Here is a 13,144-nt window from a genome sequence, read left to right on the forward strand (position 1 = left end):
GCATCCGCCGCGCCTTCAGCCTGGAGTTGCGCTCCGGTCGGCGCTTTAAGTCTGCGCAAGCGGCTCGGCGGGGCGACGCGGCACAACGAGCTTGGCCGTCATATCCTGCACTACGTCGCCGCGCTGGTTGCGCGTCCAGCTGCGGATCGTGACCATGCCGCGATCGGGCTTCGATCGGGACGGCGCGATGGCGATGATCTCGCTTTCGACTTCGAGACGGTCGCCGGGCCGCACCGGCGCCGGCCAGCGCAATTCGCCGCCAGCGCCGACGAGGCCTCCCGCCATGGGCGCGCCGCCGCCGACAAGAAGCTTCATGGTGATCGCCGCGGTATGCCATCCGCTCGCCGCGAGTCCGCCGAAGAGCGACGCTTTCGCCGCTTCCTCGTCGAGATGAAAGGGCTGCGGATCGAACTGCGCCGCAAAGGCCTTGATCTCGCTCGCGTCGACCTCGCAGCTTCCACTGAGGAAGCGTTGCCCTACTTTGAGATCGTCAAGAAACAAGCGTTCGCCATCGCCTTGCATGGAAATCTCCGTCATATGACGATAGAAATATACTCGCATCTCGAAGCGATGCGTGCGGTCAGACCGGCGGAGGATTGCGCTCCACAAAAGTGCCGCGCTGATGCCAATAGGGATAGGCGGGTTCGCGCCCGCTCGCCGCGTCGAGCTTTGCGACCTGCTCCGCGGTGAGGGACCAGCCGACGGCGCCGAGATTTTGTTTCAGCTGCGCCTCGTCGCGCGCGCCGATGATGACGCTCGACACGGTCGGGCGCTGCAACAGCCAGTTGAGCGCGATCTGCGGAACGGTCTTGCCGGTCTCTTTCGCGATTTCGTCGAGGGCGTCGACGACGTCGTAGAGATAATCATCCTCGACCTGCGGCCCGATGTCTTTCGTCTTGTGCAGCCGGCTTACCTCCGGCAGAGGCTGGCCGCGCCTGATCTTTCCAGTCAACCGGCCCCAGCCAAGCGGGCTCCAGACCATTGCGCCGACGCCTTCTTCAAGGCCGAGCGGCATCAGCTCCCATTCATAGTCGCGCCCAACCAGCGAATAATAGGCCTGATTGGCAATGTAGCGCGGCAGATTATAGCGGTCCGCCGCAGCGAGGGATTTCATCAGATGCCAGCCGGAAAAATTGGAGCAGCCGATGTAGCGGATCTTTCCCGCGCGGATGAGATCGTCGAGCGCAGACAGCGTCTCCTCGACGGGCGTCATGGCGTCGAAGGCATGCAGCTGAAAAAGATCGATATGGTCCGTCTGCAGGCGCCTCAGCGCGGCTTCAACGGCCTCGATCAAATGGAAGCGCGACGAGCCGACCTCGTTCGGGCCGGGGCCGGACCGGAAAGTCGCCTTGGTCGAGATCAGCGCCTGGTTGCGGCGGCCCTTGATGGCCTCGCCCAGCACCTCTTCGGCGACGCCCGACGAATAGATGTCGGCGCTATCGAACATCGTCAGCCCCGCGTCGAGGCAGATGTCGACGAGCCGGCTGGCCTCCGCGACATCGGTCGCGCCCCAGGCGGCGAAGAGTTCGCCCTTGCCGCCGAAGGTGCCGGTGCCGAAGCTGAGGACCGGCACGCTGAAGCCGGACCGCCCAAGACGTCTGTAATCCATCGCGGACCTCCTTTTGGAATCTTGGATCCGGGCGCGTCCTGCGCCCCCGGCTGGAACTCCTTCGCGTCTTTTGATGACGCATCTCATCTTGCGTCTTACGCCTGCCGGTCGAGGAGCGCGCCGCAATTTTGCGCGATTTCGCGAGGGCGCGCGCCGGCCGGTTACGGCATGGATTCAGGCGTATTGCGCCTCGCCGTTGCCGAACGACCAGTTTTCCTTGACGACCTCGATCAGGCTGATGAACACATCTTCGCGGCGTATTTCGAGCCGTTCATGCAAGCCGTCGGCGATTGCTTTGTAGAAGGCGCGCTTCAATTCGATTGTGCGTCCGGCGTTGAGCGTCACCTGTATGACGATGACGTCGTCCGTTCGCTCGATGCCCAGATAGGTGCGGTCGATGATGAAATCATTGTCGGCGTGCTCGGCGATGATCTGGAAGCGATCATTGGCCGGCACGTTGAGCGTTGCGACCATTGCGTCATAGATAACCTCGCCGATCGTATGGCGATAATGTTCGGTCTTGCCGCGGGCAAGATCGATTCGAACGAGCGGCATGGCGGACCCTCCAATGTTGCATCAACCGTCCGCGCGGGGGGGCGCCTCGGGGATGCGGCAGGCCTCCGCCAATGGCCCTGCGTCGGCCTTGGCTGAGGGCATGATCGATTCCGTGCAGAGGAATCCGCCATGCTCTAAGGCGCCATGGCTCGGAAGTCGAGTGCGCCGGAGCGCAGGCGCTCAGGCGCTTCGCTTGTAGCGCTCGCCCTTGCCGAGGAGGGCGCCGTTCGAGACGGCGACGCCGAGTTCGAGGCTTTCGGCGACGCGCCGCGCCCGCTCGATGAAGAGGCTGGCTGCGCCCGGCGGGCAAATGTCGTGCGCGGTTTCCTCAAACAGGCGCAGCCATCGGTCGAAATGCGCGCCGTCGATCGGCAGCGGCGCGTGCAGCCGCATCGGCTGGCCGTGATAGGCGCCGGTCATCAGCATCAGGGAAGACCAGAACGCGAACATTTTTTGTAAGTGCGGCTCCCAATCGTCGATCCGCGCGGCGAAGACCGGCCCGATCAGATCATCCGCGCGCACGCGCGTATAAAAGGCGCGGATCAGCGTCTCGATCACCTTCTCGTCGACGCCGGTTTCGGCGCGGAGCTTGTCCACGATTTGCGCGCGGCGGGCGGCAGCGTCGTCGATGTCGAGCGTCATATGATCTCCGGTCAGAAGAGGCCCCAGCCCTGCGCGCCGGCGACCGCTCCGAAGATTGTCGCAAGGCTCAGCGTCAACAGGACGATGTGGCCGCGTTGCAAAGCTGTCAACGCGGCTTCGGGATCGCGTCGCCCCCACTCATGAAAGACGCGATGCAGAAAAAGCGGCTCGGCGATGAACAGCAAAAAGGCGAAGACGAGCCAGACAAAGACCATGGCGTGCATCCACCAGAACTCGCCCTGCGAAAATCGCGCCCATAAACCCTGGCGATAGACCATGTACAATCCGCTGAGGCCGGCCAACAGCACGGCGATGCGCGCGATCGAGGCAAAGCGCCGCTCGACCGCCTCGAAGGCCTTGAGCCGGTCAGGCCCGAGTTCGCGGCTGCGCGCGGCGGGCAGGATCGAGAGCGTGATCATGGCGACCCCGCCGATCCAGATGACGATCGCAAGAACATGAATCGCCCGCGCGGCTATGACGTCGTTCATCAAGTTTTCCGATTTGTTCCGAACGCTAAAATACCACGCGGCGCCTTTAGCCGCCTTATGCCCGCGCAAAGCGCGCGTTTCATCGCCGCGCCAGCTGCTCAGCGAGAAAATCCCCCAGGAGCTCGACGCGGGCCGGGCGCGGACCTCCCGGCGGCGTCACCAGAAAGAGGCTGCCCTGCGGCGTCAGCCAATCGGCCAGCACGCGCTCGAGCCGACCGTCGGCGAGGGCCTCTTTCACGATGAATTGGGGCAGATCGCCGACGCCAAGACCCGCGATCAGCGCCGGCATCAGCGCGTCGCCATTATTGGCGCGAAGCTGGCCCTTTGGCCTGACGGACGCCTCCTCGCCTTTTTTGTTTTTGAAGCGCCAGAGGTCGGGGCTCGCAAGATAGGTATAGCCGAGGCAGAGATGGTCGGACAAATGCGCCGGATGCGTCGGCCTGCCATGGCGCTCGAGATAGGAGGGCGCGGCCACTGTATAGCGCGGCGAGGCGCAAAGGCGCCGTGCGACAAGCGAGGAATCCGGCAGGACGCCCACCCGCAAAGCGGCGTCAAAACCGTCGCCTATCAGATCGACAAGCCCGTCGCTGAGGTGGAGATCAATCGAAACATCGGGATAGCGCGTGAGGAATGCGGGCAGGATCGGCGCGACCTCGCGCAGGCCGAAGGACATCGGCGCCGCCAGCCGCACGAGGCCGCGCGGGCTCAATGATTGCGCGATAAGGGCGCTCTCGGTCGCCTCGGCGTCGGCGACGAGCTGGCGCGCGCGCTCGGCGAGCTCACGCCCGGCGTCGGTCAAGGCCAGCCGGCGCGAGGTGCGATTGAACAGCCGGGCGCCAAGCCGGCGTTCGAGCCGGGTCAGCGCCTTTGAGATGGTCGGCGAAGACAGGCCGAGTTCGCCTGCTGCGCCTGCGATGGAGCGCATCTCGACGACCTTGGCGAAGATGGCGAGGCCTTCAAAATCCGGCAGCTTTGACATAATTTCTGGAAACAATGTCTTTCAAGAGTTTCTGTTTTTTATTCTAGCCGACGCTTTATCTTTTGCCCAGACGCCGAGCGCGAGGCGCTCGCAAAATCTCTCAACGGAGAACGCAGATGATCGAACGCAGAAGTTTCAAAGGGCTCGGCGGGGCGGATCATGGCTGGCTGAAGGCCAAGCATCATTTCTCCTTCGCCAGCTATTATGATCCGGATCGCATGGGCGTCGGCGCCCTGCGCGTGTGGAACGACGACGAGATCGCGCCCAACACGGGCTTCCCGCCGCATCCGCACAAGGACATGGAGATCATCACCTACGTCCGCGAGGGCGCGATCACCCATAAGGACAATTACGGCAATCAGGGCCGCACCGAGGCCGGCGACGTGCAGGTGATGAGCGCCGGAACAGGCATCCGCCACTCGGAATATAATCTCGAGCCGCAGGCGACGCGGATCTTCCAGATCTGGATCGAGCCGACGCGCAGCGGCGGTTCGCCCTCCTGGGGGGCGAAGCCCTTCCCGAAAGCGGAGCGCAACGGGCGGCTGGTGCCGCTCGCCAGCGGGTTTGAGAGCGACGCCGACGCGCTGCCGATCCGCGCTGACGCCCGCGTCCTTGGCGCGACGCTGAAGGCCGGCGAGAGCGTCACTTATGAGCTTGGCGCCAGCCGCAAGGGCTATCTCGTGCCGGCCAAAGGTGCGGTCGAGGTCAATGGCGTCAAACTTGAGGCGCGCGACGGCGGAGCGATCGAGAACGAGGACAGGCTGACGATCACTGCGATCGAGGATTCCGAGGTGGTGATGGTCGACGCCGCCGCCTAAAACGGGCGCCGGGCGGCCAAGCGCGGCCGCCCGGGCCAGTCTTTTCGAAACGTCCAAACAGAACTTTTAAGAGGGGTTAAGCGATGGCCAAAGTTCTTGTGCTTTACTATTCCGCCTACGGGCATATCGAAAAAATGGCGGAGGCGGTCGCCGAAGGCGCGCGCGAAGCCGGCGCCGAGGTCGACATCAAGCGCGTGCCGGAACTCGTGCCGCTCGAGATCGCGCAGAAATCTCATTTCAAGCTGGATCAGGCGGCGCCGGTCGCGACGATCGCCGATCTTGAGCATTATGACGCGATCATTGTCGGCACGGGCACGCGCTTTGGCCGCATGAGTTCGCAGATGGCGAATTTTCTCGATCAGGCCGGCGGCCTCTGGATGCGCGGCGCGCTCAATGGCAAGGTCGGCGCGGCCTTCACCTCGAGCGCGACGCAGCATGGCGGTCAGGAAGTCACGCTGTTTTCAATCATCACCAATCTGCTGCATTTTGGCCTCGTGATCGTTGGCCTCGACTACGGATTCGCCGGGCAGGGGCGGCTCGACGAGATAACTGGCGGCTCGCCCTATGGCGCGACCACCATCGCGGCCAGCGACGGATCGCGCCAGCCGAGCGAGACCGAGCTTGCCGGCGCGCGCTATCAGGGCCGCAGGGTCGCCGAAGTCGCGGGCAAGCTCAAAGGCTGAGCGCGATCCGCAGAAAGGTCGAATTTCATGGCGCGTTATCAGGACTATGCGGCGGCGCTCGGACGGGCGCTGCTTGCGGCGATCTTCATCATCAGCGGCGTCGGCAAGCTTCTGGCGCCGGCCGCGACCAAAGCCTATATGGCCTCCGCCGGGATGCCTTTGGTCGATCTCTTCTACCTTGGCGCCGTCGCCATGGAGCTTGGCGTCGGCCTGTTGTTTCTTTTCGGCTATCAGACACGTCTCGCCGCATTGGCGCTGGCGCTTTTCTCGGTGGTGACCGCGACGATCTTTCATCATGATTTTGCCGATCAGGCGCATTGGCTGGCGTTCCTCAAGGATATCGCCATCGCCGGCGGCTTTCTGCAGGTCTACGCCTTCGGCGGCGGTTCCTGCAGTCTTGACGCCTGTTTATCAGCACGCGGGCTTGCGTCTTGACGGCGGCGCGGTTCTATGGGGAGCTTGGCTTGTTGCGCGGCGCCCCGAATCAAGGGCTCTGGCGCAAGCTGGATCAAGAGCGGCGCGCCGCTCTTTCGCCCCGGGAAACAAGGACGCGCCGCCATGACGGATCATCTCGCAGACGTCAAGAAATATGCCGCCAAGCCCGTCGATGAGGCGGCTGTCGCCGGCCTTGAGAAAAACTACAGGCTTGTGTTGAGCAACGCCGATTCGCGCTATGTCGCCTGTTCCGATCCCGCCGAAGTTGAGCGGGTGCGCGAAAATTTCCTGAAGAAGAAACTTGGCCTGACCGAGGGCGATCTCGACGGCGCGATCAAATCCGTGTGCGTCGCGATGAAGGAAGACCGCACCAAGTCGCGGCTGACCTTTTATTATTTGCTGGCCGAACATTTCGGCAAGCTCGATACGTTCAAGGGCTAGAATTTTCGGGACGGATCGGTTCCCGGCTCCGTCTTCCGCTTCCGATCGCCGTCCTTAAAACGCCGGGCGGACCGGCCGCCCTATTGGCGGATGCGCCGGACGTTCTCGTCCAGCAGGCGGCGCATTTGCACCGAGGTGTCCTCGGCCGCGGACAAAGACAGCACCGGAACGCCGATCTCTCTCTCGATCGTCAACAGTCCCTGCGCCTGCGCGTCGGCATAATCGAACAGGCGTTGGCGAATGCGGCCACGGCCGAATTCGAGGTCGATCTGCACCTCGCCGCCGCTGAAGATGATCTCGCCCGTTTTCGGCAGGTCCAACAGATAGGGATCATAGGCGCAGACGGCGACGACTTCATTGACCTCGGCGAGTTTTTGCAGAGCGGCGCGCGCATGCGCGCCATGGCCTTGAAAATCGCTGATGACAATGACGAGGCTGCCGCTCGCGCGCTCCAGAGTTTCGCATTGGAGCGCCTTTTCGAGCTGCGAAGGCGCACGCGGCTGCGCCGGCCTGGCGCGAAGCTCGGCGTTTTGCGCAGCGATCGCCTTGATGAAGGTCATCGCCGCGGAACTGCCGGGCGACGGATCGACGGCCTCGATGGCGGCGTCGTTGAAAATAACGCCTCCGATCGGCGCGCCGTCGTCGAGGGCGCGCCAGATGCAAAGCGCGGCGGCCTCAGCCGCTGCGACAGATTTCAGCGAACGGCGCGACCCGTAAAACATGCATTGGCGTTGGTCGACGACGATGAAAACCGGCCTCGGCGGCGTCTCGTCCGCCGCGGCAAGGTCTGAGTCCCCGAGGCGTCGGCGCCGGTCGGGTCCGGGAAGATCGCCGGACATCAGCGAACCGAACACGTCGGAGGCCGGCGGCAAGTTGGAGCCGCGCTGACGCCGGCTCGATATCACGCTTTGCCTCGGCTGGCGCGACTGCCAGCCCATGTCCCGCGCCGCCGCGTGCAGCTCAACGAGATCAGCAACGGAAATGTAACGACCGAACCTTGAAGAGGAAGAGGCGTCCCGAACGCGGCGCGGCGCACACGAGCGGCCCATGGCGGCGTAGGAAACGGCCATTGCTTATCCTTGATCGAGGGTTGGTCGGCGTGGAAAGCTGGCGGCGCTGAGCGGCAAGGCCGGACGACTTCCTCAAGATAGAAGGCGCATTGATTTTGCGCAAGCATCTAAAACTTTGATGGATTCCGTTTGTGGCGCAGATGGCCGCGATCCGAGGCAACGCGCGAGCGCCCAAAGCGTTAGCTTTTTCGCTTGCGAGGAGATCGCTATGGCGACGAACGAGAACACAAAAAGCGAAGGCGGCCGGCCTGATTTCAACCATGGCGTCGCAATCGAGGCGCTGCCGGACGGCCGACTGATCGAGGGCGAATATGGCGGAAAGAGCGTCCTCGTGCTGCGCCGCGGCGAGGATATTCGGGTCTTTCGCGGAACCTGCACCCATCTTGGCGCGCCGCTCAGCGAAGGCTCGCTGTCCGGCGATCGCTTGCGTTGTCCCTGGCATCAAGCCTGCTTCGACATGCAAACCGGCGAGGCGATCGCCGCGCCCGCCTTTGCAGCCTTGAAGCGTTATGGGGTGCGCCGCGAGGGACAAATTATTCATCTTGAGGCCCCGCAATCCGTTGCGCCCGCCAGGACGAACAATGCGGCCTCGGCGGGCTTCGTCATCATCGGCGGCGGCGCGGCCGGATTCGCAGCGGCCGATATGCTGTGCCGCCACGGCGCTGGAAGCGGCGTCACTCTCGTTTCCGAAGATCAGTCGCCGCCCTATGAGCGCACTTTGCTCACCAAGGATTTTCTCGACGGCTCATGGGACGATCCGCGCATCAATCTTGGCGCGGAGCCGCTCGATCGGCGCGGCGTTACGCTGCGACTCGGCGCCAAGGCCGCGCGCGTCGACAGGGACCGCCATGTTGTCCGGCTCGCCGATGGACGCGAGCTTTCCTACCAGAAGCTCCTGCTCGCGCCGGGAGCTGCGCCGCGCTGGCCGGATTTTCCCGGCGCGCGCCTGCCGCAGGCGCATGTGCTGCGCACCCTCGCCGATTGCCGGGCGATCGTCGCCGCCGCCAAAGAGGCGCGCCGCGTCGTCATTCTCGGATCGAGCTTCATCGGCCTTGAGGCGGCGGCGAGCCTGCGCACGCGCGGCCTTGAGGTCGACGTCGTCAGTCAGGATACGGCGCCGATGCAGCGCGTGTTCGGACCCGAAATCTCGACGGCCATGGTCGCGACGCATCGAAAGAACGGCGTCCGCCTGCATCTTGGGCGTCAAATCAAGAATTTCGACGGCGCGGCGGTGACGCTCGATGACGGCGCCAACCTTCCCGCCGATTTTCTTCTCGTCGGCATCGGCGTCACGCCGCGCCTCGATCTTGCCGAAGAGGCAGGGCTCAGCGTCGAAAAGGGCGTCGTCGTCGACCAATTCCTGAGGACGAGCGACCCCGACATCTTCGCCGCCGGCGATATTGCGGCGTGGCCCGATCCGCACAGCGGTCAGCGGCTGCGCGTCGAACATTGGAATGTCGCCGTGCGGCAGGGCCAGGTGGCGGCGCAGAACATGCTGGGCGGCGAAATCCCCTATCGCGACGTCCCGTTCTTCTGGACACGGCAGTTCGATTTTTCGCCGCTCTATCTCGGCCACGCAACGGAATGGGACGAGATCAAAATCGATGGCGACATTGAGCGCCGTGACTGCGCCGTCCGCTATATTCGCGCCGGCCGCGTGATGGCGAGCGTGATGATCGGACGCGAGCGCGAATGCCTCGAAGAGCGGGAGCGGATGGAGCACGCGCTTGCGCCAAGCTGATCTGCCGCGGCTGCGACCGCTCGCTTGAGCTTTACGAAAGGGCGGGCGCCGGTTAGGGAAGTCCGTGCTTTCCGAACCGCCCAAAGCCTTCGTGGCCGCCGTCTTGAAGACGACGCGTTCTGACGCCCTTCGCGGGCGCATCAGGCTGCTCGCTCTTGGCGTTTGCTCGCTTTGGGTGCTGGCCGTCGGCGCCGTCGCCGCCATCGACAGCAATGCGCTTTGGACCATCGTGCATGGCCCATGCACCTTCAATGAAACGCATTTCAAGAGTCCCGCGCCTTGCGCACGAATCAATCTCAAGGACGGCGAAGCGGGCGGCTGGGCGGTGCTGAAGGACATTGTCGGGCGCACGCAATTCCTGCTCATCCCGACGCGGCGCCTCTCCGGCATGGAAGATCCGCTGCTTGGCGGAGACGAATTGCCGAATTACTGGATTCCGGCCTGGGCGACGCGCAAACTGGTCGCCGCCAACGCCAAAAAGGCGCTGGCGCGCGACGAGATTGCCATGGCCATCAACGGCGCCGGCGCGCGCAGCCAGAACCAATTGCATATTCACGTCGATTGCGTCCGTCCGGCCGTCCGCGACGAGCTTCGCAAACGCGCGTCGGAGATCGGAACGGACTGGGCCGATTTCCGCATGTTGGGCCAGAACTACCGCGCGCGGCGGATTGATGGGGAAGAGCCGCAGCCTGACCCGTTCCGCCTGCTCGCGGAGGACAAACGTTCGCTGCCCCTGCGCGATGATTCGCTGGCGGTGATCGGCGCAAGCTTCGCCGATGGCGCGCCCGGCTTTATCGCAATCGCGCAGCAGGCGCCGGGGGGCGCGACGCATCTTGAGGATCTGCAAGACCATTTCTGCAAAGTTGCCGACGAATAGCTTCTTTCCGGCGGAAAGCGCAAAGTCGGGCGATTCCGCCGCGCCGAATTCTGCCCTAAGCTGTTCTGGCGGCGAGCGCGCGCCTGATGAACCCTGGATCCATGCAGACTGAAGCCCTCGCAACCCACGCGTCGCCCGCGCCGCCGCCCCAGCTGGCGCGGCGGGGAGTCCGGCGTCTGACGCTGGCCGATTTTCGCTCCTATGCGTCGCTTGACATGGAAATCCTGGCGCAGACGGTCGTGCTGACCGGCGACAACGGCGCCGGCAAGACCAATGTGCTCGAGGCTCTGTCGCTCCTGACCCCCGGTCGGGGCCTGCGCCGCGCCGAGCTTTCCAATTGCGCCCGGAATAGCGGCGGCGGAGGTTTCGCCGTCTCGATCGAAATCGACGCCGAGGGCGGACGGCTGCAGCTTGGGACCGGCGTCGAGCCGAATGGCGGGGCGGCGCCGGCGCGCAAATTTCGCATCGATCGGGAACCCGCTCCCTCGATCCGGGCCTTTTGCGACCATATTCGCGTCGTCTGGCTGACGCCCGCCATGGACGGGCTTTTTGTCGGCTCGCCCGGCGACCGCCGGCGCTTCCTCGACCGGCTGGTGCTGTCGCTCGACGCCGATCATGGCGCGCGGGTCAGTGCGCTGGAGCGCGCTTTGCGCAGCCGCAACCGGCTGCTTGAGGAGCGCGGCGGCGGCAATGAACGGCTCTGGCTCGATGCGGTGGAGCGCGAGGTCGCCGAGCTTGCGATCGCCGTGGCCGCGGCGCGGTTCGAGACGGTCAGCAAGCTCGCCGCCCTGATCGCCCAGGCCGGGCCGGAGACGGAGGGCGGCTTTCCGCTCGCCGAGCTGAGCCTCGATGGCGACATCGATCGCCTGATCGAGACGCGGCCGGCGCTCGAGGCCGAGGACGAATATCGCAAAATCCTGCGCGACAACCGCGCCCGCGACGCGAGCGCCGGCCGCACGCTGATCGGCCCGCAGTCGAGCGATCTTGCCGTCCGGCATGCGCGCAAACAGGCTGCGGCGTCCCACAGCTCGACCGGCGAGCAGAAAGCCCTGCTCGTCGGCCTCATTCTGGCGCAGGCGCGACTTATCAAGGCGATGAGCGGGCTCGCGCCCCTGGTCCTGCTCGACGAGATCGCCGCCCATTTCGACCCGAAGCGCCGCGCGGCGCTCTATGAACTGCTTGGCGCGCTTGGCGCTCAGGTCTGGCTGACCGGGGCGGACCCCAGCGCTTTCGCCGAGCTCAAGGGCAAGGCGCAAATGCTCCAGGTCACGCCCGGCGCGATCCGTGAGTTGCATTGAGTTTTGGAGAAACGCCTGCGCGGCGCGGCGGCGCCCTATATAGGGTTCGGCCCCTTTTAAGAGCGGCGTCTGCGCGCCTCAGCGCCGGGAACGGGACGTTTTGATGGAACAAGAGGACAAACGGGCGGGCGCCAGCGGCGCGAAGATCTCCAGTCTTTTCAGCCGGGTTTTTGGCGCCCGCAAGGATGAGCCGATCGCGCCGCCGCAGCCGCCTTCCGCGCTTGACGCGCCGCCGTCTCCGCCGGCCGTCGAGGCTGCGTCGGAAGGTTTGGCGTCCGTGGCGCCCGGCGGCGCCGAGCCGGGCCCGTCCCTCTCCGCAGCCGCGGCAAGCTCCGATTTATGGGCGCGGCTATCGGCTCCGACGCCGCCGCCTCGGCAAAGTCTGGACCTCGAGCCGGCTCCCGCGGCGCCTATGGATGAGCCGCGCCCCGCGGAGCCCGCCCCGCCAAAATGGTGGGAGCGGCTGCTGCCTCCGTCCGGCGCCGAGGGCGCGCCGCCGCCCGTCCTCGAAACGGCGCCCGCGCCACAGCAACCCGCCATTGCGGAGCCGCCGGCGGACGTCGCCGCGCCGAAGGGCTGGTGGACGCGGCTGCGCCAGGGGCTTGCACGCTCCTCCGATTCGATCGGCTCCGGGCTCAAGGCCATCTTCACCAAGCGCAAGCTTGACGCCGCGATGCTCGACGAACTCGAAGAGGTGCTGATCCGCGCCGACCTTGGCGTCGCGACCGCGACACACATCGCCGGACTTGTCGGCAAGGGCCGCTATGACAAATCGATCGAGGTCGATGAGGTGAAGACGATCCTTGCCGAGGAGGTGGAGCGCGTTCTCGCCCCCTACGCCCGCCCGCTCGAAATCGATCCGACCATAAAACCCTTCGTTATCCTCGTTGTCGGCGTCAACGGATCGGGCAAGACGACGACCATCGGCAAGCTCGCCGCGCAATTTTCGCATGAGGGTCGGAAAGTGCTGCTCGCAGCCGGGGACACCTTCCGCGCCGCGGCGATCGAGCAGCTGCGTCTCTGGGGGGATCGGCTGAATTGCGCGGTGATCGCCGGAAATCAGGGGTCCGACGCCTCGGCGCTCGCTTTCGACGCCATCCACGCCGCCCGCGACAGCGGCGCCGACATTCTCATGATGGACACCGCCGGACGCTTGCAAAATCGCGCCGAACTCATGGCCGAGCTTGAGAAAATCGTGCGCGTCATGAAAAAGGTCGAGCCGGCGGCCCCGCACGCCGTTCTTCTCGTGCTCGATGCGACAGTCGGGCAGAACGCCGTGAGCCAGACCGAAATTTTCAGCAAGGTGGCGGGCGTGACCGGTCTCGTGATGACCAAGCTCGACGGCACGGCGCGGGGCGGCATCCTCGTGGCGCTGGCCGAGAAGTTCAAACTGCCGATTCATTATGTCGGCGTCGGCGAGACGGCGGCCGATCTCGCGCCCTTTGCCGCAAGAGATTTCGCGAGGGCCATCGCGGGCCTCGACGAAGCTGACGCCGCAACACATTGAT

15 protein-coding genes are annotated in these 13,144 nt (G+C 64.9%); 8 read left to right on the forward strand and 7 right to left on the reverse strand.

All coding sequences use genetic code 11. The features are described from left to right. Window positions 1-45 precede the first annotated feature (45 nt). The 6 genes from CR492_RS00360 to CR492_RS00385 all read right to left on the reverse strand — a co-directional run bounded on the left by CR492_RS00360 (window position 46) and on the right by CR492_RS00385 (window position 4,273). On the reverse strand, window positions 46-522 hold the full coding sequence (locus CR492_RS00360; RefSeq protein WP_102842289.1) for a MaoC family dehydratase: 477 nt from the start codon (window positions 520-522) through the stop codon (window positions 46-48). A 58-nt stretch (window positions 523-580) separates the two neighbouring features. Next, a complete protein-coding gene (locus CR492_RS00365) occupies window positions 581-1,609 on the reverse strand; it encodes an aldo/keto reductase (protein WP_102841746.1) in 1,029 nt (342 codons plus the stop codon). Between the two features lie 174 nt (window positions 1,610-1,783). Continuing rightward, the gene (locus CR492_RS00370) at window positions 1,784-2,164 is read right to left on the reverse strand and encodes a tautomerase family protein (protein ID WP_102841747.1); all 381 of its coding nucleotides are present in this window, start codon (window positions 2,162-2,164) and stop codon (window positions 1,784-1,786) included. Between the two features lie 180 nt (window positions 2,165-2,344). Then, window positions 2,345-2,806 (reverse strand): group III truncated hemoglobin, encoded by a 462-nt coding sequence (locus CR492_RS00375; protein ID WP_102841748.1) that lies wholly within the window; start codon window positions 2,804-2,806, stop codon window positions 2,345-2,347. Window positions 2,807-2,817: 11 nt separating this feature from the next. Further along, complete coding sequence (locus tag CR492_RS00380) at window positions 2,818-3,294, reverse strand: hypothetical protein (RefSeq protein ID WP_102842290.1); 477 nt, start codon at window positions 3,292-3,294, stop codon at window positions 2,818-2,820. Window positions 3,295-3,373: 79 nt separating this feature from the next. Continuing rightward, on the reverse strand, window positions 3,374-4,273 hold the full coding sequence (locus CR492_RS00385) for a LysR family transcriptional regulator (protein ID WP_102842291.1): 900 nt from the start codon (window positions 4,271-4,273) through the stop codon (window positions 3,374-3,376). Window positions 4,274-4,389: 116 nt separating this feature from the next. On the opposite strand from CR492_RS00385, the gene CR492_RS00390 reads away from it, so the two are divergent. The 4 genes from CR492_RS00390 (at window position 4,390) to CR492_RS00405 (ending at window position 6,650) form a co-directional block, all read left to right on the forward strand. Further along, entirely contained in the window at window positions 4,390-5,091 is a 702-nt protein-coding gene (locus CR492_RS00390; RefSeq protein WP_102841749.1) for a pirin family protein, read from the forward strand. 83 nt (window positions 5,092-5,174) lie between these two features. Continuing rightward, a complete protein-coding gene (wrbA, locus tag CR492_RS00395) occupies window positions 5,175-5,774 on the forward strand; it encodes an NAD(P)H:quinone oxidoreductase (RefSeq protein WP_102841750.1) in 600 nt (199 codons plus the stop codon). Between the two features lie 27 nt (window positions 5,775-5,801). Next, the gene (locus tag CR492_RS00400; RefSeq protein WP_102841751.1) at window positions 5,802-6,209 is read left to right on the forward strand and encodes a DoxX family protein; all 408 of its coding nucleotides are present in this window, start codon (window positions 5,802-5,804) and stop codon (window positions 6,207-6,209) included. Between the two features lie 123 nt (window positions 6,210-6,332). Then, complete coding sequence (locus CR492_RS00405; protein WP_102842292.1) at window positions 6,333-6,650, forward strand: DUF2853 family protein; 318 nt, start codon at window positions 6,333-6,335, stop codon at window positions 6,648-6,650. Between the two features lie 80 nt (window positions 6,651-6,730). On the opposite strand, the gene CR492_RS00410 is transcribed toward CR492_RS00405, so the two are convergent. Then, window positions 6,731-7,720, reverse strand: a complete 990-nt coding sequence (locus CR492_RS00410) for a DUF58 domain-containing protein (RefSeq protein WP_146030121.1) — start codon at window positions 7,718-7,720, stop codon at window positions 6,731-6,733. A gap of 208 nt (window positions 7,721-7,928) precedes the next feature. Between CR492_RS00410 and CR492_RS00415 the strand changes: the two genes are divergently transcribed. The 4 genes from CR492_RS00415 to ftsY all read left to right on the forward strand — a co-directional run bounded on the left by CR492_RS00415 (window position 7,929) and on the right by ftsY (window position 13,143). Continuing rightward, window positions 7,929-9,461, forward strand: coding sequence for an FAD-dependent oxidoreductase (locus CR492_RS00415; protein WP_102842293.1), 1,533 nt, complete (start codon window positions 7,929-7,931; stop codon window positions 9,459-9,461). Window positions 9,462-9,525: 64 nt separating this feature from the next. Next, window positions 9,526-10,338 carry a CDP-diacylglycerol diphosphatase gene (locus tag CR492_RS00420; RefSeq protein ID WP_102841753.1) on the forward strand — a complete coding sequence of 271 codons (813 nt, stop codon included), beginning with the start codon at window positions 9,526-9,528 and terminating at the stop codon, window positions 10,336-10,338. A 101-nt stretch (window positions 10,339-10,439) separates the two neighbouring features. Further along, on the forward strand, window positions 10,440-11,636 hold the full coding sequence (gene recF / locus CR492_RS00425; protein WP_102841754.1) for a DNA replication/repair protein RecF: 1,197 nt from the start codon (window positions 10,440-10,442) through the stop codon (window positions 11,634-11,636). 103 nt (window positions 11,637-11,739) lie between these two features. Next, entirely contained in the window at window positions 11,740-13,143 is a 1,404-nt protein-coding gene (gene ftsY / locus CR492_RS00430) for a signal recognition particle-docking protein FtsY (RefSeq protein ID WP_102841755.1), read from the forward strand. The last annotated feature ends 1 nt before the right edge of the window (window position 13,144 follow it).

Source organism: Methylocella silvestris, assembly GCF_002891535.1.
In the GTDB taxonomy this organism is placed as follows: Bacteria; Pseudomonadota; Alphaproteobacteria; order Rhizobiales; family Beijerinckiaceae; genus Methylocapsa; species Methylocapsa silvestris_A.